Origin of the sequence: Pseudomonas fulva NBRC 16637 = DSM 17717 (assembly GCF_000730565.1) — a bacterium.
Classification (GTDB): Bacteria; Pseudomonadota; Gammaproteobacteria; order Pseudomonadales; family Pseudomonadaceae; genus Aquipseudomonas; species Aquipseudomonas fulva.
The window spans coordinates 87,169-106,300 of sequence record NZ_BBIQ01000008.1 but is presented as its reverse complement, the minus strand read 5'-3'; the positions used below and the strand labels follow the sequence as shown (position 1 = coordinate 106,300).

Annotated in this window: 25 protein-coding genes; 15 read left to right on the top strand and 10 right to left on the bottom strand. The window is 61.6% G+C overall.

The window, feature by feature from the left end; all coding sequences use genetic code 11:
* The first annotated feature begins 15 nt into the window (after positions 1–15).
* The 5 genes from PFU01S_RS10350 to PFU01S_RS10330 are packed head-to-tail and all read left to right on the top strand — an operon-like array spanning position 16 to position 3,754.
* Positions 16–435 carry a hypothetical protein gene (locus PFU01S_RS10350; RefSeq protein WP_027913736.1) on the top strand — a complete coding sequence of 140 codons (420 nt, stop codon included), beginning with the start codon at positions 16–18 and terminating at the stop codon, positions 433–435.
* Positions 410–1,786 (top strand): class II fumarate hydratase, encoded by a 1,377-nt coding sequence (locus tag PFU01S_RS10345; protein WP_028687052.1) that lies wholly within the window; start codon positions 410–412, stop codon positions 1,784–1,786. The genes PFU01S_RS10350 and PFU01S_RS10345 overlap by 26 nt, the downstream gene beginning before the upstream one ends.
* 27 nt (positions 1,787–1,813) lie before the next feature.
* Positions 1,814–2,242 (top strand): DUF2753 family protein, encoded by a 429-nt coding sequence (locus PFU01S_RS10340; protein WP_028687053.1) that lies wholly within the window; start codon positions 1,814–1,816, stop codon positions 2,240–2,242.
* Position 2,243: 1 nt separating this feature from the next.
* Positions 2,244–2,855 carry a superoxide dismutase gene (locus tag PFU01S_RS10335; RefSeq protein ID WP_028687054.1) on the top strand — a complete coding sequence of 204 codons (612 nt, stop codon included), beginning with the start codon at positions 2,244–2,246 and terminating at the stop codon, positions 2,853–2,855.
* An 11-nt stretch (positions 2,856–2,866) separates the two neighbouring features.
* Positions 2,867–3,754, top strand: a complete 888-nt coding sequence (locus tag PFU01S_RS10330; protein WP_027913740.1) for a ZIP family metal transporter — start codon at positions 2,867–2,869, stop codon at positions 3,752–3,754.
* Between the two features lie 86 nt (positions 3,755–3,840).
* Here the strand turns inward: PFU01S_RS10330 and PFU01S_RS10325 are convergent, their stop codons facing one another.
* The 10 genes from PFU01S_RS10325 to PFU01S_RS10280 all read right to left on the bottom strand — a co-directional run bounded on the left by PFU01S_RS10325 (position 3,841) and on the right by PFU01S_RS10280 (position 10,854).
* A complete protein-coding gene (locus PFU01S_RS10325) occupies positions 3,841–4,113 on the bottom strand; it encodes an HPr family phosphocarrier protein (protein WP_028687055.1) in 273 nt (90 codons plus the stop codon).
* 19 nt (positions 4,114–4,132) lie between these two features.
* On the bottom strand, positions 4,133–4,987 hold the full coding sequence (gene rapZ / locus PFU01S_RS10320) for an RNase adapter RapZ (RefSeq protein WP_028687056.1): 855 nt from the start codon (positions 4,985–4,987) through the stop codon (positions 4,133–4,135).
* A gap of 2 nt (positions 4,988–4,989) precedes the next feature.
* A complete protein-coding gene (gene ptsN / locus PFU01S_RS10315; RefSeq protein WP_027913742.1) occupies positions 4,990–5,454 on the bottom strand; it encodes a PTS IIA-like nitrogen regulatory protein PtsN in 465 nt (154 codons plus the stop codon).
* Between the two features lie 12 nt (positions 5,455–5,466).
* On the bottom strand, positions 5,467–5,775 hold the full coding sequence (gene hpf, locus PFU01S_RS10310; protein ID WP_003255135.1) for a ribosome hibernation-promoting factor, HPF/YfiA family: 309 nt from the start codon (positions 5,773–5,775) through the stop codon (positions 5,467–5,469).
* An 81-nt stretch (positions 5,776–5,856) separates the two neighbouring features.
* Positions 5,857–7,350 (bottom strand): RNA polymerase factor sigma-54, encoded by a 1,494-nt coding sequence (locus tag PFU01S_RS10305; protein WP_023533448.1) that lies wholly within the window; start codon positions 7,348–7,350, stop codon positions 5,857–5,859.
* 175 nt (positions 7,351–7,525) lie between these two features.
* A complete protein-coding gene (gene lptB / locus PFU01S_RS10300; protein WP_027913743.1) occupies positions 7,526–8,251 on the bottom strand; it encodes an LPS export ABC transporter ATP-binding protein in 726 nt (241 codons plus the stop codon).
* Positions 8,252–8,776, bottom strand: a complete 525-nt coding sequence (gene lptA, locus PFU01S_RS10295) for a lipopolysaccharide transport periplasmic protein LptA (RefSeq protein WP_023533341.1) — start codon at positions 8,774–8,776, stop codon at positions 8,252–8,254.
* Positions 8,763–9,335, bottom strand: coding sequence for an LPS export ABC transporter periplasmic protein LptC (gene lptC / locus PFU01S_RS10290; RefSeq protein WP_028687057.1), 573 nt, complete (start codon positions 9,333–9,335; stop codon positions 8,763–8,765). Before lptC ends, lptA begins: the two co-directional genes overlap by 14 nt.
* Before the next feature lie 8 nt (positions 9,336–9,343).
* Positions 9,344–9,868 carry a KdsC family phosphatase gene (locus PFU01S_RS10285; protein WP_027913745.1) on the bottom strand — a complete coding sequence of 175 codons (525 nt, stop codon included), beginning with the start codon at positions 9,866–9,868 and terminating at the stop codon, positions 9,344–9,346.
* An 11-nt stretch (positions 9,869–9,879) separates the two neighbouring features.
* The gene (locus PFU01S_RS10280) at positions 9,880–10,854 is read right to left on the bottom strand and encodes a KpsF/GutQ family sugar-phosphate isomerase (RefSeq protein WP_027913746.1); all 975 of its coding nucleotides are present in this window, start codon (positions 10,852–10,854) and stop codon (positions 9,880–9,882) included.
* 247 nt (positions 10,855–11,101) lie between these two features.
* Between PFU01S_RS10280 and PFU01S_RS10275 the strand changes: the two genes are divergently transcribed.
* The 10 genes from PFU01S_RS10275 to hisC all read left to right on the top strand — a co-directional run bounded on the left by PFU01S_RS10275 (position 11,102) and on the right by hisC (position 19,056).
* The gene (locus tag PFU01S_RS10275) at positions 11,102–11,911 is read left to right on the top strand and encodes an ATP-binding cassette domain-containing protein (protein ID WP_023533446.1); all 810 of its coding nucleotides are present in this window, start codon (positions 11,102–11,104) and stop codon (positions 11,909–11,911) included.
* Positions 11,911–12,708 (top strand): lipid asymmetry maintenance ABC transporter permease subunit MlaE, encoded by a 798-nt coding sequence (gene mlaE / locus PFU01S_RS10270; RefSeq protein WP_023533432.1) that lies wholly within the window; start codon positions 11,911–11,913, stop codon positions 12,706–12,708. Before PFU01S_RS10275 ends, mlaE begins: the two co-directional genes overlap by 1 nt.
* A complete protein-coding gene (gene mlaD, locus PFU01S_RS10265; protein ID WP_023533426.1) occupies positions 12,708–13,193 on the top strand; it encodes an outer membrane lipid asymmetry maintenance protein MlaD in 486 nt (161 codons plus the stop codon). Before mlaE ends, mlaD begins: the two co-directional genes overlap by 1 nt.
* A gap of 9 nt (positions 13,194–13,202) precedes the next feature.
* The gene (locus PFU01S_RS10260; RefSeq protein ID WP_027913749.1) at positions 13,203–13,850 is read left to right on the top strand and encodes an MlaC/ttg2D family ABC transporter substrate-binding protein; all 648 of its coding nucleotides are present in this window, start codon (positions 13,203–13,205) and stop codon (positions 13,848–13,850) included.
* Positions 13,847–14,152: an STAS domain-containing protein gene (locus tag PFU01S_RS10255; RefSeq protein WP_027913750.1), complete on the top strand. Its 306-nt coding sequence runs from the start codon at positions 13,847–13,849 to the stop codon at positions 14,150–14,152. Before PFU01S_RS10260 ends, PFU01S_RS10255 begins: the two co-directional genes overlap by 4 nt.
* A 117-nt stretch (positions 14,153–14,269) precedes the next feature.
* Complete coding sequence (locus tag PFU01S_RS10250; protein WP_019471361.1) at positions 14,270–14,509, top strand: BolA family protein; 240 nt, start codon at positions 14,270–14,272, stop codon at positions 14,507–14,509.
* A 23-nt stretch (positions 14,510–14,532) separates the two neighbouring features.
* Positions 14,533–15,798 carry a UDP-N-acetylglucosamine 1-carboxyvinyltransferase gene (gene murA / locus PFU01S_RS10245; protein WP_027913751.1) on the top strand — a complete coding sequence of 422 codons (1,266 nt, stop codon included), beginning with the start codon at positions 14,533–14,535 and terminating at the stop codon, positions 15,796–15,798.
* Between the two features lie 121 nt (positions 15,799–15,919).
* The gene (gene hisG / locus PFU01S_RS10240) at positions 15,920–16,555 is read left to right on the top strand and encodes an ATP phosphoribosyltransferase (protein WP_023533364.1); all 636 of its coding nucleotides are present in this window, start codon (positions 15,920–15,922) and stop codon (positions 16,553–16,555) included.
* A 126-nt stretch (positions 16,556–16,681) separates the two neighbouring features.
* Entirely contained in the window at positions 16,682–18,007 is a 1,326-nt protein-coding gene (hisD, locus tag PFU01S_RS10235; protein WP_027913752.1) for a histidinol dehydrogenase, read from the top strand.
* Positions 18,008–18,009: 2 nt separating this feature from the next.
* Positions 18,010–19,056, top strand: a complete 1,047-nt coding sequence (gene hisC / locus PFU01S_RS10230) for a histidinol-phosphate transaminase (RefSeq protein ID WP_028687058.1) — start codon at positions 18,010–18,012, stop codon at positions 19,054–19,056.
* Positions 19,057–19,132 lie beyond the last annotated feature (76 nt).

Sequence of the window (19,132 nt, the reverse complement as noted above, 5' to 3'; positions counted from 1 at the left end):
CACAGCTGCACGATGATGATGTTCATGACGACCGCCCTTCGCGAACTGCCCTATCTTGAAAACTGGCGCTGGCTCAGTCGCCGGATCCGCTGTGCGCTCGAGCCCGATGAGCCGCGCCTGATCGAACATTACCTGGCGGAAGGGCGTTACCTGGTGTGTTGCACCCAGACGTCACCCTGGACGGTGGCATTGACCTCCTTCCGCCTGCTGCTCGATACCGCCTGCGACCGCATGCTGCCTTGGCACTGGCGCTGCCAGTGCCTGGATCAGGCCTGGCGGCCACTGTTGATCCTGCGCAACCTCGACCGACAGGAACAGAACCAACGCTGGCAGCCCTATGCCCTGCAACTGGCCAATTGCCGTTTGCTGCCCTCGATTTCCCCCGATGAATTGATGCAAGGACCCGATGATGATCAATACCCGCATCGAGCGTGACAGCATGGGCGAGTTGCACGTGCCGGCAGACGCGCTGTACGGCGCGCAGACCCAGCGTGCGGTCGACAATTTCCCCATCAGTGGCCAGCGCATGCCTGCCCAGTTCTTACGCGCGCTGCTGCTGGCCAAGGCAGCGGCGGCTAACGCCAACGTCGAACTGGAGCAGTTGTCTGAGCAGCAAGGCCAGGCGATCGTCACGGCCGTACAGCAACTGCTGGCAGAAGACTTCATCGTGCATTTTCCGGTCGATGTGTTCCAGACCGGTTCCGGCACCAGTTCCAACATGAACGCCAACGAAGTGATTGCAACGCTGGCCAGCCGAGCCTCGAGCGAAACGGTCAATCCCAATGACCACGTCAATTGCGGGCAGAGCAGCAATGACATCATTCCTACCACCATTCATGTGAGCGCAGCCCTGGCGCTCCACGAGCAACTGCTGCCAGCGCTGAGCCACCTTGTGCAGGTGATCGAAGCCAAGTCGATCCAGGTTCGTCCCTATATCAAGACAGGCCGTACGCACTTGATGGATGCCATGCCTGTACGCATGAGCCAAGTACTCGATGGCTGGGCGGCGCAGGTCGCAGGTGCCAAGGCGCACATAGAGGCCACCTTGCCTAGCCTGCAGGCCCTGGCCCAGGGCGGCACGGCCGTGGGCACCGGGATCAACGCCCATCCTGATTTCGCAGCCGGCTTCGCCCGTCACCTCAGCGCGTTGACGGGCGTAGCGTTTCGCCCTGCTCAGAATCTGTTTGCCCTGATCGGCTCCCAGGACACTGCCGTTGCACTGTCTGGCCAGCTCAAGACCACGGCGGTGGCGTTGATGAAGATCGCCAACGACCTGCGCTGGATGAACTCGGGGCCCTTGGCGGGCTTGGGTGAAATCGAGCTGCAGGGCTTGCAACCTGGCTCGTCGATCATGCCTGGAAAGGTCAATCCGGTGATTCCTGAAGCCACCGCCATGGTCGCCGCTCAGGTCATCGGCAATGACGCAACGATCGCGGTAGCGGGGCAGTCCGGCAACTTCGAGCTCAATGTCATGTTGCCGGTCATCGCCCGTAACCTGCTCGAAAGCATCGAGCTGATGGCCAATGTCAGCCGGTTGCTGGCAGACAAAGCCATTGCCACATTCAAGGTCAATGAAAACAAACTCAACGAGGCGTTGGCGCGTAACCCAATCCTGGTCACGGCACTGAACCCGATCATTGGTTACCTCAAGGCAGCCGAGATCGCCAAGGCCGCTTATGCGCAAGGGCGGCCCATCATCGATGTGGCGCTGGAGCACACCGACCTTTCCCGTGATCGGTTGCAGGCTTTGCTGAATCCGGAAAAGCTGACCGCTGGCGGTATCTGAACAGCGCAATGGCCCTGGAGGCTCGTCATGCAGCACTGGAAACGCATCACGCAAGTCGCCAATCAGCTGTTCTCGCAAGGTGAGCTGGTGGATGCTCGCGAACATTACCTCCAGGCCCTGGCATTGGCCCAAGTGCTGTTCACGCGCTGGGAGGATGCCGATCAAGCCGTGGCCTCATTGGTGATCGCGCATCACAACCTGGCCGACCTGCACCTGCGTCTGCAGCAGCCCCATGAAAGCGCCGATTACCTGTGCGCCGTGCACCAACGGCTGTTGCAGGCCAGTCAGGACGTGTGCCTGCCACGGGCGCTGCGTGATGCCGCACTGCGCCACAGCGCCCGTACCTACACCGAGTTGTTGAGTTTCATCGCCGAACACGGCCAGTACCCGCGCACCGAGCACCTGCTCAACCGACACAGCGCCTGTTCACTTCAACCTGCCCACGGAGTCCATTGACATGCCTCATGCATTGCCTGCACTGCCCTACGCCTACGATGCGCTGGAACCGCACATCGACACGCAGACCATGGAGATCCATCACACCAAGCATCACCAGACGTACGTCAATGGCCTCAACGCAGCGGTCGAGAACAGTGAATGGGCCGACTGGCCGGTGGAAAAGCTGGTGGCGCAGGTCGAGCAGTTACCTGAAAACCTGCGAGGCGCCGTGACCAACCATGGCGGCGGACATGCCAACCACAGCCTGTTCTGGGCGGTGATGTCCCCCCGTGGTGGAGGCGAGCCCCAGGGCGAAGTTGCCCGTGCCATCGACACACAATTGGGTGGCTTCGAGGCATTCAAGGAAGCCTTCACCAAGGCCGCGCTCACCCGCTTCGGCAGTGGTTGGGCCTGGCTGAGCGTTACCCCGCAGCGGACCCTCGTGGTCGAGAGCAGTGGCAACCAGGACAGCCCGTTGATGCATGGCCACACACCGATCCTCGGCCTGGACGTCTGGGAGCACGCGTACTACCTGAAGTATCAGAACCGTCGGCCTGAATACATCGGGGCCTTCTACAACGTCATCGACTGGGCGCAAGTGAATCGCCGCTACCTCGATGCCATGAAATGAGCCAGGCAGGTATGCGCGCCGAAGTCATGTCCGTCAGCAGCGTGCGCCTGTTCAGGCTGGCGCTTGGAACCCTGTTGCTGCTGGCGGGTACCGCGCTGCTGGTGGCGCGCGCATTTGCCTGGCTCGACCTGGACCCACGTATGTTGCGCGCGCTTGAGGGCGGCGCGCTGTGCGCGTTGGGGACGGCCCTGGGTGCGGTGCCGGTACTGGTTATCCGCACCATGCCCGTCGCATTGGCCGATACACTGTTGGGCTTTGGTGCTGGCGTCATGTTGGCGGCCACGGCCTTCTCGCTGATAGTGCCTGGGTTGGAGGCCGCTCAGGCCATTGGTTTTGGTGCATGGGGAGCCGGCGGCCTCATCAGCGCGGGCCTGCTGGCAGGCGCGTTGTGCCTTTACCTGGTGGACCTGAAACTCTCGCCAGGCTCGTCCTCAGGGCTGACCCCTGACGAGCCGGTCATCGCTTCGCGCGTGTGGCTGTTCGTGTTCGCCATCATCGCCCACAACATTCCAGAGGGCATGGCCATAGGCGTGTCTGCAGGCGGGGGCATGGCAGATGCCGACAGCCTGGCAATGGGCATCGCCTTGCAGGATGTACCGGAGGGGCTGGTCATTGCGCTGGTGCTCGCCGGGGCTGGCATGTCGCGCTTCAAGGCCTTTCTCATCGGCGCCGCCTCCGGTCTGGTGGAGCCCGTGGCAGCCGTTATCTGCGCCTGGCTGGTGAATGTGGCGCAACTGCTGTTGCCCCTGGGCCTCGCCTGCGCTGCAGGGGCGATGCTGCTGGTCGTGACCCAGGAAATCATCCCCGAATCACGCAGCCACGGTAATCACCGCCTGGCCAGCCTGGGGCTGTGCATCGGTTTCTGCCTGATGATGGTGATGGATACCGCGATGTCCTGAAGCGCCCGCCAGACTGCGGGCGTGAGGAGGAGGGCGTCACGCTTGGCGACGGCCGATGTGAAACGCCTGCTGGCCGTGCCGAGGGCTTACTCCCCCTCGTCGAAATAGTTGTTGATCAACTCGACCAGTGCCTGCATGGCTTCACTGTCCTGCTCGCCTTCGGTGTGCAGGTAGACCTGAGTGCCTTTGCCCGCCGCCAGCATCATGACCCCCATGATGCTCTTGCCATCGACCAGCTTGTCCGGGGCACGACCTACCTTGACCTGGCAGGGAAAGCGACCGGCAACCCCGACGAATTTGGCTGCCGCCCGGGCATGCAGACCCAGTTTGTTGATGATGGTGATTTCGCGGGCGGGCATGAGCTGGCGGATCCTTGGGCTAGAGGTCGCGGTGGCGAACCTGGACGTTTTTCAAAGATTGCTGGAGCAACTGGCCCAGCCGTTCGGTGAGGTACACCGAGCGATGATGGCCGCCAGTGCATCCGATGGCGATGGTGACATAGGCACGGTTGCTGGCGGCGAACCGTGGCAGCCACTTGAGCAGGTAGCTGGAAATATCGGTGAACATCTCTTCGACGTCCGCCTGAGCCGCGAGGTAGTCGATGACGGGTTGTTCAAGGCCGGAATGCTCGCGCAGTTCTGGCTTCCAGTAAGGGTTGGGCAGGCAGCGCACGTCGAACACCAGATCGGCATCGACCGGCATGCCCCGCTTGAAGCCGAATGACTCCACCAGAAAAGCCGTACCCGGTTCTGGCTTGTCCAACAAGCGCAGCTTGATCGAGTCACGCAGCTGATAGAGATTCAGGCGGGTGGTGTCGATCTTGAGATCGGCCAGGTCAGCTATTGGCCCCAGCAAATCCCGTTCGACGCGAATCGCCTCGGCCAGTGAGCGATCGGCATTGGTCAACGGGTGGCGTCGGCGGGTTTCGGAAAAACGCTTGAGCAGCGTGTCTTCGTCGGCATCGAGGTACAGCACGTCGCACTGGATGTGACGAGCACGCGCCTGTTCGAGCAGTTCGGGAAAGCGCGACAAGTGGCTTGGCAGGTTGCGTGCGTCAATCGATACGGCAACCTTGGGCTGCGGCAATTCGGTGTTGAGCAGCGCGCTTTCCGCCAACTGCGGCAGCAGCCCGGCGGGCAAATTGTCGATGCAGTAGAAACCGTTGTCTTCGAGGACATCGAGGGCCGTGCTCTTACCGGAGCCGGACCGGCCACTGACGATGATCAAGCGCATGTTCAATGCTCGTTCTGTACGTCCAGGACGACCTGGAACAAGGCCTCGCTGCTCTGGGCTGCACGCAGGCGATCACGAACGTCCTTGCGATCGAGCATGCTGGCTATCTGGCGCAGCAGTTCCAGATGAGCATCGGTGGCCGCAACCGGAACCAGCAGAACGAAAAGCAGGTCCACGGGCGCGCCATCGATCGCGTCATAATCGATGGGGGCGTCAAGGTGCAGAAGGGCGCTGACCGGTGAGGAGCACCCTTCGAGGCGGCAATGGGGGATGGCGATGCCATTGCCGAAACCAGTGGAGCCCAGCTTTTCGCGGGCCACCAGTTTTTCGAAGACGTCTTGCATCTCAAGTTCAGGTACTTGATCGGCAATCAGGGTGGCGACCTTTTCCAGGGCGCGCTTCTTGCTGCCGCCCGGCACGTTCACGAGGGAACGGCCGGGGGTCAGGATGGTTTCAAGTCGGATCATGGATGAGGGGGATCAGCGGGCTGCTGCACCTTGCAGCAGGCTTTGCTGTTTTTCCTTGTGTTTTTTCAGTTGGCGGTCGAGCTTGTCGGCCAAGGCGTCGATGGCTGCATACATGTCTTCGTGTTCGGCGTTGGCTACCACTTCACCGCCAGGAATCTGCAAGGTCGCTTCGACCTTCTGCTGCAGCTTCTCGACTTTCATGATGACCTGCACGTTAGTGATCTTGTCGAAGTGACTCTCCACGCGGGCGAGCTTTTCGAGCACGTAATCACGCAAGGGTTGGGTGACTTCTACATGCTGTCCACTGATATTGACTTGCATACAGCTTCTCCTTTTGTTGCCCGTGCATCAAAGAGGCAGGTGTTGCACCTGCCACACAAACGCGGTGGCACATCTCAGGGGCTACATCAATCGCTTGCGCTCGCTCGAGGGTGCGATACCCAGGGACTCGCGGTACTTGGCGACAGTGCGACGGGCGACCTGGATGCCTTGTGCCTCCAGTAAACCAGCGATCTTGCTGTCACTCAATGGCTTTTTCTGATTTTCCGCCGCAACCAGTTTCTTGATGATCGCGCGGATCGCCGTGGACGAGCATTCCCCGCCTTCGGAGGTGCTGACGTGGCTCGAGAAAAAGTATTTCAGCTCGTAGATACCGCGGGGGGTGTGCATGTACTTCTGGGTGGTGACCCGGGAAATGGTCGACTCGTGCATGCCCACAGCTTCTGCGATGTCGTGCAACACCAGCGGCTTCATCGCCTCGTCGCCGTGGTCCAGGAAACCGCGCTGATGCTCGACGATCTGCGTAGCCACCTTCATCAAGGTTTCGTTGCGGCTTTGCAGGCTCTTGATGAACCAGCGGGCTTCCTGCAACTGGTTGCGCATGAAGGTGTTGTCGGCACTGGTGTCGGCGCGGCGTACGAACCCGGCGTATTGCGCGTTAACGCGCAGGCGTGGCACCGCCTCCTGGTTCAGTTCCACCAGCCACCGCTCGCTGTCCTTGCGCACGATCACATCCGGCACCACGTACTCGGGCTCACTGGACTCGATCTGCGACCCTGGGCGAGGGTTGAGGCTCTGCACCAGTTCGATGACCTGGCGCAGCTCATCTTCCTTGAGTTTCATGCGGCGCATGAGCTGGCTGTAGTCGCGGCTTCCCAGCAGGTCGATGAAGTCGCTGACCAGGCGCATGGCCTCGGTCATCCACGGGGTGCTGGCCGGCAGCTGGCGCAGTTGCAGCAACAGGCATTCGCCCAGCGTGCGGGCGCCGACACCAGCAGGTTCGAATTGCTGGATACGATGCAGCACTGCCTCGACTTCATCCAGCTCGATGTCGAGCTCAGGGTCGAACCCTGCACAAATCTCTTCCAGACTGTCTTCCAGATAGCCCTGATTGTTGATGCTGTCGATCAAGGTGACTGCAATGAGCCGGTCGGTGTCGGACATCGGCGCCAGGTTCAACTGCCACAGCAGATGGCTTTGCAGGCTCTCGCCAGCCGAAGTGCGGGTGGTGAAATCCCACTCGTCGTCGTCATTGCTTGGCAGGCTGCTGGCACTGGTCTGGTAAATGTCTTCCCAGGCGGTGTCGACAGGAAGCTCGTTGGGGATGCGTTCGTTCCACTCGCCGTCTTCGAGGTTTTCGGCGCTGGCAGTCGTTTCCTGGAAGCTGTTGTCCTGGACGTCGCTGGTCGGTTTGTTCTCGGCGTTGTCCGCCATGGGGTCGGTGTTGTCGAAGTCGTCGCCGTCTTCCTGGCGCTCGAGCATCGGATTGGACTCCAGGGCTTCCTGGATTTCCTGCTGAAGGTCCAGGGTGGAAAGCTGGAGCAGGCGGATGGCCTGTTGCAACTGCGGTGTCATCGTCAGTTGCTGGCCCATTTTTAGGACGAGCGATGGTTTCATGGCAGATGCTTTGTACCTTGTTCGCCGGCGCACATGCGCCTTCCACTACACGAGGGCGCCGGGGCGCCATTTCAAGCAAGATTTATGCCTTAAATTGTAGCGTTTGCCTAGAGCACTGTAACAACTTGGCCCGACTTGGGGGCGTCTTTGTTCGTGCCCAAGGCGCGCGTCGTGATCAAAGCCTGAACTCGTGCCCCAGGTAAACTTCTTTCACCAGGTCATTGGCCAGGATGGTCTGGGCATCGCCCTCGGCGATCAGGCGGCCGTCGTTGACGATGTAGGCCGTTTCACAGATATCCAGCGTTTCACGCACGTTGTGGTCCGTGATCAGCACACCGATGCCCTTGGCTTTGAGGTGATGAATGATCTGCTTGATATCACCGACCGAAATGGGGTCCACGCCTGCGAAGGGCTCGTCGAGCAAGATGAATTTTGGAGAGGTTGCCAATGCCCGGGCAATCTCGACACGCCGCCGCTCGCCGCCGGACAGGCTCATGCCCAGGTTGTCGCGAATATGGCTGATGTGGAATTCCTGAAGCAGGCTTTCGAGCTCCTGGCGCTGGCCCTCGCGATCAAGATCCTTGCGGGTTTCCAGGATCGCCTTGATGTTGTCGGCCACCGACAGCTTGCGGAAGATCGACGCTTCCTGCGGTAGATAGCCGATACCGGCCCGGGCGCGACCGTGCATGGGCTGGTGGCTGACATCGAGGCTGTCGATCAGCACGCGCCCCTGATCGGCCTGAACCAGGCCAACGATCATGTAGAAGCACGTAGTCTTGCCGGCGCCATTGGGGCCGAGCAGGCCGACGATCTGACCGCTGTCGATCGACAGGCTGACGTCTCGCACGACCTGGCGGCCCTTGTAGCTCTTGGCCAGGTGCTGGGCTTTGAGGGTTGCCATTTACTCGGCCTTCTTCTTGGGCTGGATCACCATGTCGATACGCTGACGTGGCGTGGTTACGTTGCCACCCCGACCGGCAGTGGCCACTTGTGTCTGGGTGTTGTAGACGATTTTCTCGCCTTCGGTGGTGTTGCCTTCGTTTTCCACCTTGGCTCGGTCGGTGAGCACCACCAGGTCTTTCTGTGCCTGGTACTGGATGGTAACGCCCCAGCCTTTCATCTTGTCCGCCTTGGACGCGCTTTGTTGCTGCTCGAAATAGGCCAGGTTGCCCACCGAGGTCACCACGTCGATGTCGCCACCGTTCGTGCGAGTGATGGTTACGGTGTTGCCTTTGATCATCATAGAGCCCTGGGTGATGATCACGTCACCGGTATAGGTGGCCACGCCTTTCTTGTCGTCCAGGTGCGCATTGTCGGCCTGGATGCGAATCGGCTGGTCACGGTCGTTCGGCAGGGCGAGGGCGCTCGCGCTTCCCAGTGCTGCGCTCAGGCTGAGCAAAAGGGGGAGGGTTTTAACGAGCCTCATACTGTCCTCTTACGTTAGAGAGCAGGTCCATCCTGCCTTCTTTCAGGTACGCTTTCATTCCTTTGCCCGTGGTCGTTCCACCGGCGCCGTCGATTCTAACGGCTTGCTCGGTCTGCGCATATTGCTTCTGCGGGAACACGGTCATGCGCGAGCTGGTGATGATGGTCTCACGCTTCTGTTCGTCAGTGCGGGCAACCCGCACATTGTCGATCAACTCGACCTCGCTGCCGTCGGGGTTGACCTCGGCGCGGGTGCTTTGTACATGCCACGGAAACGCCGTGCCGCGGTACAGGTGCAAGTCCGGCGTGGTCAACATCGTGACCTCGCTGGCCTTGAGATGTTCGACTTTGTCGGCGGTCATTTCGTACTGGAGCCTGCCGTCGGGCAGGAACTGGACGCTGTGGGCGTTGATGGCGTAGTAGTCGATGGCGCTCTCGTCGACCTGGGCGACTGGCTTCTCCAGGAAGCTCTCCGGGCTGACGTTCCAGTAGCCGACGGCCACCAGCAGGGCCGCAATGGCCCCGAGCAGCACGATGTTTCTGGCTTTCTTGCTGAACATGGGCAACCTTACAGGTAGTTGGCGTTGGCAGCATCCAGGGTGCCCTGGGCCTGCATGATGAGTTCGCAGAATTCACGTGCGGCGCCTTCGCCGCCGCGGGCCTGGGTCACGCCGTGAGCGTGCTCGCGCACGAACGGCGCCGCGTTGGCGACGGCCATGCCCAGAGCTACGCGCCGAATGACCGGCAAGTCCGGCAGGTCATCGCCAAGGTAAGCCACCTGATCATAGCTCAGGCCCAGCTCGGCGAGCAGGCCGTCGAGCACCACGAGTTTGTCTTCGCGCCCCTGATACAGATGCGCGATGCCGAGGTTCTTCGCCCTGCGCTCGACGACCGGTGTCTTGCGCCCGCTGATGATCGCGGTCGTAACGCCAGACGCCATCAGCATCTTGATGCCATGCCCGTCGAGGGTATTGAAGGTCTTGAACTCGCTGCCGTCTTCAAGAAAATAGAGACGCCCGTCGGTGAGTACACCATCGACGTCGAAGACCGCCAGCTTGATGGCCTTGGCGCGTTGCATCAGATCCTGATTCATCGTGGAGCTCCTCACAGTACGCCAGCGCGCAGCAGATCGTGCATGTTCAGGGCGCCGGTGGGGCGGTCGTGGGCGTCCACCACCACCAGTGCGCCAATCTTGTTGTCTTCCATGATTTTCAACGCTTCGGCGGCCAGCATTTCGGCCCGGGCGGTCTTGCCGTGTACCGTCATCACCTCCTCGATCAAGGCAGTGCGCACATCGATGTTGCGGTCCAGGCTGCGGCGCAGGTCGCCGTCGGTGAAGACGCCGGCCAGCGTGCCATCGTCTTCGATGATCACGGTCATGCCCAGGCCTTTGCGGGACATTTCAAGCAGGGCGTCCTTGAGCAGTGTGCCGCGCGTCACCTTGGGCAGGTCGTCGCCGGCATGCATCACGTTCTCGACCTTGAGCAGCAACCTGCGCCCCAGCGCACCGCCGGGGTGGGAGAAGGCAAAATCCTCGGCGGTGAACCCGCGTGCTTCGAGCAGGGCGATGGCAAGGGCATCCCCCAGCACCAGCGAGGCGGTGGTGGAGGATGTGGGCGCCAGGTTCAACGGGCAGGCTTCCTGGGCGACGCTGGCGTCGAGATTGACGTCGGCGGCCTGGGCCAGGGACGAGGCCGGGTTGCCGGTCAGGCTCACCAGCTTGATGCCCAGGCGCTTGATCAGTGGCAAGAGGGTGATGATTTCGGCAGTACTGCCAGAGTTCGACAGCGCGAGAATCACGTCGTCGCGGGTGATCATGCCCATGTCGCCATGGCTGGCTTCGGCCGGGTGCACGAAGAAGGCCGGTGTGCCGGTACTGGCCAGGGTGGCGGCGATCTTGTTGCCGATATGCCCGGACTTGCCCATGCCGACCACCACGACGCGGCCTTTGCTGGCCAGGATCAGCTCGCAGGCTTTGACGAAGTCGTCGCCGATACGCTCGATCAGGGCCGTGACGGCCTCGAGTTCCAGGCGCAGGGTGCGTTGGGCGGATTGGATCAGCTCGCTGGATTGGCTCATGTCGAAAAAGCAGTGTCTGATAAAAAGGCGGCGATTATAGCGGTAATGATTGAAACCCTCACGCTTTCGATTGTCGTAGGCAATATCCCCAAACGCTGTCGACTAGCTGAACAGCGGGCGGTACGGCCTTGGGGCGGCGTTCAGAGCGGTGTTATAGTTCGCGGCTATTCGGCCTGGCCCGGGGCGTGTGCCTTCCCGATGAAGGCTGACGTCCACTAGGACAGGGCTGCACTAGCAAGGAGTCTAGATGAGTGTGGATAGCGCCTGCGCGGTCGAGTTGAAGGGGGTTACCTTCAAACGCGGTTCACGCAGCATTTTCAACAATGTCGACATCCGTATCCCACGCGGCAAGGTCACCGGCATCATGGGGCCATCGGGTTGCGGCAAGACCACATTGCTTCGTCTGATGGGTGCGCAGCTGCGCCCTGCAAGTGGGGAAGTGTGGGTGGCCGGGCAGAACCTGCCGGCGCTTTCGCGCAGTGACCTGTTCGATGCACGCAAGCAGATGGGCGTGCTGTTCCAGAGTGGTGCCCTTTTCACCGACCTCGATGTCTTCGAAAACGTGGCGTTCCCCCTGCGCGTGCACACACAACTGCCGGACGAGATGATTCGCGACATCGTGCTGATGAAGCTGCAGGCGGTGGGCTTGCGCGGCGCCATCGACCTGATGCCGGACGAATTGTCCGGCGGCATGAAGCGGCGCGTGGCCCTGGCCCGGGCCATCGCCCTGGACCCGCAGATCCTCATGTACGACGAGCCCTTCGTGGGCCAGGACCCGATCGCCATGGGGGTGCTGGTGCGCTTGATTCGCCTGCTCAACGATGCCCTGGGCATTACCAGCATCGTGGTGTCCCATGACCTGGCAGAAACTGCCAGCATCGCCGACTACATCTATGTAGTCGGAGATGGCCAGGTGCTGGGGCAAGGTACGCCGGACGAATTGATGGGTTCCGATAACCCGCGCATTCGCCAGTTCATGAAAGGCGATCCCGATGGCCCCGTGCCGTTCCATTTCCCCGCGCCCGATTACCGCGCCGACCTGTTGGGGGCGCGTTGATGCGTCAGAAATCCATTCTTGAGCGTGTGCGCCTGCTGGGGCGCTCGTCCATTGACGTGCTGGCGGTGCTAGGGCGGTCCTGCCTGTTCCTGTTCCATGCCCTGGTTGGGCGCGGCGGCATCGGCGGCGGCTTCCAACTGCTCACTCGCCAGCTGTATTCGGTGGGTGTGCTGTCCCTGGCCATCGTGGTGGTCTCGGGCATGTTCATCGGCATGGTGCTGGCCCTGCAGGGCTACAGCATCCTCACCAAGTACGGCTCCGAGCAGGCGGTGGGGCAGATGGTTGCCCTGACCCTGCTGCGCGAACTGGGCCCGGTGGTGACCGCCCTGCTGTTCGCGGGCCGAGCCGGTTCCGCCCTGACGGCCGAGATCGGCAACATGAAGTCCACCGAGCAGCTTTCCAGCCTCGAGATGATCGGCGTAGACCCCCTCAAATACATCGTTGCGCCGCGCCTTTGGGCAGGGTTCATCTCATTGCCGTTGCTGGCGCTGATCTTCAGCGTGGTGGGGATCTGGGGTGGCTCGTGGGTGGCGGTCGACTGGCTGGGCGTCTATGAAGGGTCTTTCTGGGCCAACATGCAGAACAGTGTCTCCTTTACCGACGATGTGCTCAACGGGTTGATCAAGAGCCTGGTGTTCGCCTTCGTCACCACCTGGATTGCCGTGTTCCAAGGGTATGACTGCGAGCCCACTTCCGAAGGGATCAGCCGTGCCACTACCAAGACCGTGGTCTATGCCTCGCTGGCTGTACTGGGTCTGGACTTTATTCTGACCGCTTTGATGTTTGGAGATTTCTGATGCAAAACCGCACCCTGGAAATCGGTGTCGGCCTGTTCCTCCTGGCCGGCATTCTGGCGTTGCTGATGCTGGCCCTGCGCGTCAGTGGCCTGTCGGCCAGCCCCGCCACCGATACGTACAAAGTTTATGCCTACTTCGACAATATCGCCGGTTTGACTGTCAGAGCGAAGGTGACCATGGCCGGCGTCACCATCGGCAAGGTCACCGCCATCGACCTGGACCGTGATTCGTACACCGGTCGGGTGACGCTGCAACTGGACAAGTCGGTGGATAACCTGCCGACCGACTCCACGGCGTCGATCCTGACTGCCGGGCTGCTTGGCGAGAAATACATTGGCATCAGCGTGGGCGGTGAGGAAGACGTGCTCAAGGAGGGTGCGACCATTCACGATACCCAATCGTCGCTGGTACTCGAAGACCTGATTGGCAAGTTCCTGCTCAACTCCGTTGGCAAGGAACCCAGAGACGCGCAACCGGACAACTGAGGAGTTTCCATGATATCGATTCTGCGACGTGGCCTGCTGGTTCTGCTGGCGGCTTTCCCCTTGCTGGCCGTGGCGGCACAATCGCCCCACGATGTGATCCAGAGCACCACCAACGAGTTGCTGAGTGACCTGAAGGCCAACAAGCAGCAGTACAAGGCCAACCCCAATGCGTTCTACGAGTCGCTCAATCGGATTCTCGGCCCGGTGGTCGATGCCGACGGTATCTCCAGGAGCATCATGACCGTCAAGTATTCGCGCAAGGCCACGCCCGAGCAGATGCAGCGCTTCCAGGAAAACTTCAAGCGCAGCCTGCTGCAGTTCTACGGCAATGCCCTGCTTGAGTACAACAACGAAGGGATCGTGGTCGACCCGGCCAAGGCCGATGATGGCAAGCGTGCCAGTGTTGGCATGAAGGTCACCGGTAACAACGGTGCGGTGTACCCGGTGCAGTACACGTTGGAGAACATCGCTGGCGAGTGGAAGGTGCGCAATGTGATTGTCAACGGCATCAACATCGGCAAGCTGTTCCGTGATCAGTTCGCCGATGCCATGCAGCGCAATGGCAACAACCTGGACAAGACCATCGACGGCTGGGCCGGCGAAGTGGCCAAGGCCAAGCAGAGCGCCGACAGCTCCCCGGAGAAGGCTGTCAAATGAGCCCGGCCGCCACCGCAAGCATGAACGAGCCTGGCGTACTGCGCCTGGCCGGCGTGCTGGACTACCGCAGTGGCCCTGCGCTGCGCAAGCAGGGCCAGGCGCTGATCAAGGCCAGCGGTGATGCGCAGCTGATCATCGACTGCACGGCCGTCGAGCATTCCACAAGCGTGGGCCTGTCGCTGTTGCTGGCTTTCATGCGCGATGCTCAGGCCGCTGGCAAGCGCTGCCAGGTGCAGGGCCTGCCTGATGACATGCGTGACATCGCCCAGGTTTATGACCTCGACGAGGTGCTGGCGAGCTGAAACGCTGGCGGTAGAATCGCCCCTCGGTCAGTGAACTCCCTCGTTGGGCTTCGCAGGCGAGGGGCTTTTTTGTATGATGGCCGACCCGTGCGCATCGGGCGCCGATTGAGGTTGAGCATGCAGGCCCTAGAAGTTAAAAGCTTCCTTGAAGAAAAATTGCCGGGTTCCCGGGTCGAAGTTGAAGGCGAAGGCTGCAACTTCCAGTTGAACGTGATCAGCGACGAGCTGGCTGGCCTTAGCCCGGTCAAGCGTCAGCAGGCGATCTACGCCCACCTCAATCCATGGATCGCCAATGGCAGCATCCATGCGGTAACCATGAAATTTTTCAGCAGCGCAGCTTGGGCTGAGCGCACCTGAGCCACAAGGCGGCGAGATTCCAAATGGACAAACTGATTATCACTGGTGGCGCGCGTCTTGACGGCGAGATCCGCATTTCGGGTGCGAAAAACGCCGCCCTGCCAATCCTGGCCGCCACCTTGCTGGCCGATGGCCCGGTCACCGTAGGCAACCTGCCGCACCTGCACGACATCACCACCATGATCGAGCTGTTCGGGCGCATGGGCATCGAGCCTGTGATCGACGAAAAGCTGGCGGTGGAAATCGACCCGCGCAGCATCAAGACCCTGGTAGCGCCGTATGAGCTGGTCAAGACCATGCGTGCCTCCATCCTGGTGCTCGGCCCCATGGTTGCCCGCTTCGGTGAAGCCGAAGTGGCGTTGCCCGGCGGTTGCGCCATTGGCTCACGCCCGGTCGACCTGCACATCCGCGGCCTGGAAGCCATGGGCGCAACGATCGAAGTCGAGGCCGGCTACATCAAGGCCAAGGCGCCCGAAGGCGGGCTGCGCGGCGCGCACTTCTTCTTCGATACCGTCAGCGTGACCGGTACCGAGAACATCATGATGGCCGCAGCCCTGGCCAAGGGTCGCAGCGTGTTGCAGAACGCCGCGCGCGAGCCTGAAGTGGTCGACCTGGCCAACTTCATCAATGCCATGGGCGGTAACGTCCAAGGCGCAGGCACCGACACCATCACCATCGATGGCGTGGAGCGTTTGGGTTCGGCCAACTACCGGGTCATGCCCGACCGTATCGAGACCGGTACCTACCTGGTCGCCGCTGCCGTGACCGGTGGCCGCGTCAAGGTCAAGGACACCGATCCGACCATCCTTGAAGCGGTGCTGGAAAAACTCAAGGAAGCCGGTGCCGACATCAGCACCGGTACCGACTGGATCGAGCTGGACATGCACGGCAAGCGGCCCAAGGCCGTCAACCTGCGCACCGCGCCCTATCCTGCCTTCCCGACCGACATGCAGGCGCAGTTCATCTCGCTCAACGCCATCGCTGAAGGCACTGGCGCCGTCATCGAGACGATCTTCGAAAACCGCTTCATGCACGTGTATGAAATGCACCGCATGGGCGCGCAGATCCAGGTCGAGGGCAACACGGCCATCGTCACTGGCGTCAATGCGCTCAAGGGCGCCCCGGTCATGGCCACCGACTTGCGCGCCTCGGCCAGTCTGGTACTGTCGGCCCTGGTAGCCGAAGGGGACACCCTGATCGACCGCATCTACCACATCGACCGTGGTTACGAATGCATCGAGGAAAAACTGCAGATGCTGGGCGCGAAGATCCGTCGCGTGCCGGGCTAGGAGCCCGTTGGCGCAGTGCAGGGAAGCGTGCAGCCTCGCTTGCCCTGCCTGTGCCTCATGAATTGAATGCCGCCAGGTCGTTGACCTGGCCAGCAGTAGCCGCTTAAGGACTGACGTTCCAATGCTGACCATCGCGCTTTCCAAAGGCCGTATTCTCGACGATACCCTGCCGTTGCTGGCCGAAGCCGGTATCGTACCCACCGAGAACCCGGACAAGAGCCGCAAGCTGATCATTCCCACCACGCAGGACGACGTGCGCTTGCTGATCGTGCGTGCCACCGACGTGCCGACCTATGTCGAGCATGGCGCCGCCGACCTGGGCGTGGCTGGCAAGGACGTGTTGATGGAGTATGGCGGCCAAGGTCTCTACGAACCGCTGGACCTGCAGATTGCCCGCTGCAAGCTGATGACCGCCGGGGTGGTTGGTGCGCCAGAGCCCAAGGGGCGTCTGCGGGTGGCCACCAAGTTCGTCAACGTGGCCAAACGTTACTATGCCGAGCAAGGCCGTCAGGTCGACATCATCAAGCTGTACGGCTCCATGGAGCTGGCGCCGCTGATCAACCTGGCCGACAAGATCATCGACGTGGTCGATACCGGTAACACCTTGCGTGCCAACGGCCTGGAACCCCAGGAGATGATCGCCGACATCAGCTCCCGCCTGGTGGTCAACAAGGCCTCCATGAAAATGCAGCACGCCCGCATCCAGAGCCTGATCGACACCCTGCGTAAAGCGGTCGAATCGCGACACCGCGGCTGACTTCTGCGCGCGACCTTCGCTGTCGCGCCCGTCTATCCGCGTCATAGCCACTTTTCTCAGGTGCCCGCGCGGATGGACTGGTAGCCTAGGGCGCCTGAGCATTCGTCATCAACCGAGGCCCTCGCCATGACCGTGTCCACTGCAATTGCCCGTCTCAACGCTGCTGACCCGGACTTCGCCCGACATCTGGATCATCTGCTGAGCTGGGAGAGTGTGTCCGATGAGGCGGTCAACCAGCGCGTGCTCGACATCATCAAGGCTGTGCGCGAGCGCGGCGACGACGCCCTGGTGGAGTTCACCCAGCGCTTCGATGGCCTGCAAGCCGACTCGATCCAGGACTTGATCCTCGATCGTCAGCGGCTCGAGCTCGCACTGACCCGCATCACTGACACCCAGCGTGCGGCCCTTGAAAAAGCCGCCGAGCGCGTGCGTCTTTACCACGAGCGGCAAAAACAGGACTCCTGGCAGTACACCGAAGCCGATGGCACCGTGCTGGGCCAGAAGGTCACCCCGCTGGATCGCGCCGGGTTGTATGTGCCTGGCGGCAAGGCGTCCTACCCCTCATCCGTGCTGATGAACGCCATTCCCGCGAAGGTGGCGGGTGTGGGCGAGGTGGTCATGGTGGTGCCCACACCGCGTGGCGAGGTCAACGAACTGGTGCTGGCCGCGGCCTGTATCGCCGGTGTCGATCGCGTGTTCACCGTCGGTGGCGCCCAGGCCGTGGCTGCTCTGGCCTATGGCACTGCCAGCGTGCCCAAGGTCGACAAGATCGTCGGCCCGGGCAACATCTATGTCGCCACGGCCAAGCGCCATGTGTTCGGGCAGGTCGGGATCGACATGATCGCCGGCCCCTCCGAGATCCTCGTGGTGTGTGACGGCCAGACCGATCCAGACTGGATCGCCATGGACCTGTTCTCCCAGGCCGAGCACGACGAGGACGCCCAGGCCATCCTGGTGAGCCCGGACGCTGCATTCCTCGACCGTGTCGCGAAAAGCATCGACAAGTTGCTGCCGACCATGGAGCGGGCCGACATCATCGAAAAGTCGGTCAATGGGCGTGGGGCATTGATCCAGGTGCGCGACATGCAGCAGGCCATCGAGGTGGCCAACCGTATCGCGCCCGAGCACCTCGAGTTGTCAGTGGCAGATCCACAGGCGTGGTTGCCGCACATCCGTCACGCTGGCGCCATTTTCATGGGGCGTCACACCAGCGAGGCACTGGGTGACTACTGCGCGGGTCCGAACCATGTACTGCCCACCTCTGGCACTGCACGCTTCTCGTCCCCGCTCGGGGTCTATGACTTCCAGAAGCGTTCATCGATCATCTTCTGTTCGGAGCAGGGCGCTTCCGAACTGGGGCGCACGGCCTCCGTGCTGGCCCGCGGCGAGTCGCTGACCGCCCACGCGCGCAGTGCCGAATACCGCATTCTGACTACCGAGAAGGGGAACTGAGCATGAGTCGATTCTGGAGCCCTTTCGTCAAGGCGCTAGTGCCCTATGTTCCTGGTGAACAGCCCAAGCTTGCCCGCCTGGTCAAGCTGAACACCAATGAGAACCCCTATGGCCCGTCGCCCAAGGCGCTCGAAGCCATGCGCGGTGAAATCAACGAGAGCCTGCGCCTGTACCCTGATCCCAATGGCGATCACCTGAAGCAAGCGGTCGCGGACTACTACGGCATCACCGCTGCCCAGGTATTCGTCGGCAACGGCTCGGACGAGGTGCTGGCGCACATCTTCCATGGCCTGTTCCAGCACGATGCGCCTCTGCTGTTTCCAGACATCAGCTACAGCTTCTATCCGGTGTATTGCGGGCTGTACGGCATTGCCTATGAGCAGGTGCCCCTGGACGAGCAGTTCCAGATTCGTGTCGAGGACTACCGCAAGCCCAACGCCGGTATCATTTTCCCCAACCCCAATGCGCCGACTGGCTGCCTGATGCCGTTGCAGGCCATCGAGCAACTCTTGCAGCAGAACCCGGATTCGGTGGTGGTCGTCGATGAGGCCTACATCGATTTCGGCGGTCAGACGGCGATCAGCCTGGTAGACCGTTACGACAACCTGCTGGTAACCCAGACCCTGTCGAAATCGCGCTCCCTGGCCGGCCTGCGGGTGGGCTTGGCCGTAGGTCATCCGGACCTGATCGAGGCACTGGAGCGGATCAAGAACAGCTTCAACTCCTACCCACTGGACCGCGCCGCCATCGTCGGTGCAGCAGCGGCATTCGCCGATCGAGCGTATTTCCAGCAGACCTGCCAGAAAGTGATCGACAGCCGCGAAGCGTTGGTGGCCGAGTTGCAAGCGCGTGGCTTCGAGGTGCTGCCATCGGCAGCCAACTTCGTCTTTGCCCGCCATCCTCGACACGATGCCGCTGCCCTCGCGGCGCAGTTGCGCGAGCAAGGGGTCATCGTGCGTCACTTCAAGCAGGCGCGTATCGATCAGTTCCTGCGCATCACCATTGGCACCCCTGAAATGAATCAGGCGTTGCTCGACGCCCTGGCGTGACGTCGCTGCGTTCGCCATGTCCCGCAAGGCTCATGGCGTGCGTCTTTGTTTCGAGGTTATCCAACCACGGGTGCGG

What these genes read in the sequence shown, in the direction of transcription:
- hisC (WP_028687058.1), top strand. Translation starts at nt 18,010, where the DNA reads ATGAGTCGATTCTGGAGCCCTTTCGTCAAGGCGCTAGTGCCCTATGTT.
- PFU01S_RS10345 (WP_028687052.1), top strand. Translation starts at nt 410, where the DNA reads ATGATCAATACCCGCATCGAGCGTGACAGCATGGGCGAGTTGCACGTG.
- lptB (WP_027913743.1), bottom strand. Translation starts at nt 8,251, where the DNA reads ATGGCAACCCTCAAAGCCCAGCACCTGGCCAAGAGCTACAAGGGCCGC.
- PFU01S_RS10275 (WP_023533446.1), top strand. Translation starts at nt 11,102, where the DNA reads ATGAGTGTGGATAGCGCCTGCGCGGTCGAGTTGAAGGGGGTTACCTTC.
- PFU01S_RS10350 (WP_027913736.1), top strand. Translation starts at nt 16, where the DNA reads ATGATGTTCATGACGACCGCCCTTCGCGAACTGCCCTATCTTGAAAAC.
- ptsN (WP_027913742.1), bottom strand. Translation starts at nt 5,454, where the DNA reads ATGATCCGACTTGAAACCATCCTGACCCCCGGCCGTTCCCTCGTGAAC.
- PFU01S_RS10285 (WP_027913745.1), bottom strand. Translation starts at nt 9,868, where the DNA reads ATGAATCAGGATCTGATGCAACGCGCCAAGGCCATCAAGCTGGCGGTC.
- hpf (WP_003255135.1), bottom strand. Translation starts at nt 5,775, where the DNA reads ATGCAAGTCAATATCAGTGGACAGCATGTAGAAGTCACCCAACCCTTG.
- mlaE (WP_023533432.1), top strand. Translation starts at nt 11,911, where the DNA reads ATGCGTCAGAAATCCATTCTTGAGCGTGTGCGCCTGCTGGGGCGCTCG.
- PFU01S_RS10330 (WP_027913740.1), top strand. Translation starts at nt 2,867, where the DNA reads ATGCGCGCCGAAGTCATGTCCGTCAGCAGCGTGCGCCTGTTCAGGCTG.
- PFU01S_RS10325 (WP_028687055.1), bottom strand. Translation starts at nt 4,113, where the DNA reads ATGCCCGCCCGCGAAATCACCATCATCAACAAACTGGGTCTGCATGCC.
- hisD (WP_027913752.1), top strand. Translation starts at nt 16,682, where the DNA reads ATGACCGTGTCCACTGCAATTGCCCGTCTCAACGCTGCTGACCCGGAC.
- PFU01S_RS10280 (WP_027913746.1), bottom strand. Translation starts at nt 10,854, where the DNA reads ATGAGCCAATCCAGCGAGCTGATCCAATCCGCCCAACGCACCCTGCGC.
- PFU01S_RS10305 (WP_023533448.1), bottom strand. Translation starts at nt 7,350, where the DNA reads ATGAAACCATCGCTCGTCCTAAAAATGGGCCAGCAACTGACGATGACA.
- murA (WP_027913751.1), top strand. Translation starts at nt 14,533, where the DNA reads ATGGACAAACTGATTATCACTGGTGGCGCGCGTCTTGACGGCGAGATC.
- PFU01S_RS10335 (WP_028687054.1), top strand. Translation starts at nt 2,244, where the DNA reads ATGCCTCATGCATTGCCTGCACTGCCCTACGCCTACGATGCGCTGGAA.
- lptC (WP_028687057.1), bottom strand. Translation starts at nt 9,335, where the DNA reads ATGTTCAGCAAGAAAGCCAGAAACATCGTGCTGCTCGGGGCCATTGCG.
- hisG (WP_023533364.1), top strand. Translation starts at nt 15,920, where the DNA reads ATGCTGACCATCGCGCTTTCCAAAGGCCGTATTCTCGACGATACCCTG.
- PFU01S_RS10250 (WP_019471361.1), top strand. Translation starts at nt 14,270, where the DNA reads ATGCAGGCCCTAGAAGTTAAAAGCTTCCTTGAAGAAAAATTGCCGGGT.
- rapZ (WP_028687056.1), bottom strand. Translation starts at nt 4,987, where the DNA reads ATGCGCTTGATCATCGTCAGTGGCCGGTCCGGCTCCGGTAAGAGCACG.
- lptA (WP_023533341.1), bottom strand. Translation starts at nt 8,776, where the DNA reads ATGAGGCTCGTTAAAACCCTCCCCCTTTTGCTCAGCCTGAGCGCAGCA.
- PFU01S_RS10260 (WP_027913749.1), top strand. Translation starts at nt 13,203, where the DNA reads ATGATATCGATTCTGCGACGTGGCCTGCTGGTTCTGCTGGCGGCTTTC.
- PFU01S_RS10255 (WP_027913750.1), top strand. Translation starts at nt 13,847, where the DNA reads ATGAGCCCGGCCGCCACCGCAAGCATGAACGAGCCTGGCGTACTGCGC.
- mlaD (WP_023533426.1), top strand. Translation starts at nt 12,708, where the DNA reads ATGCAAAACCGCACCCTGGAAATCGGTGTCGGCCTGTTCCTCCTGGCC.
- PFU01S_RS10340 (WP_028687053.1), top strand. Translation starts at nt 1,814, where the DNA reads ATGCAGCACTGGAAACGCATCACGCAAGTCGCCAATCAGCTGTTCTCG.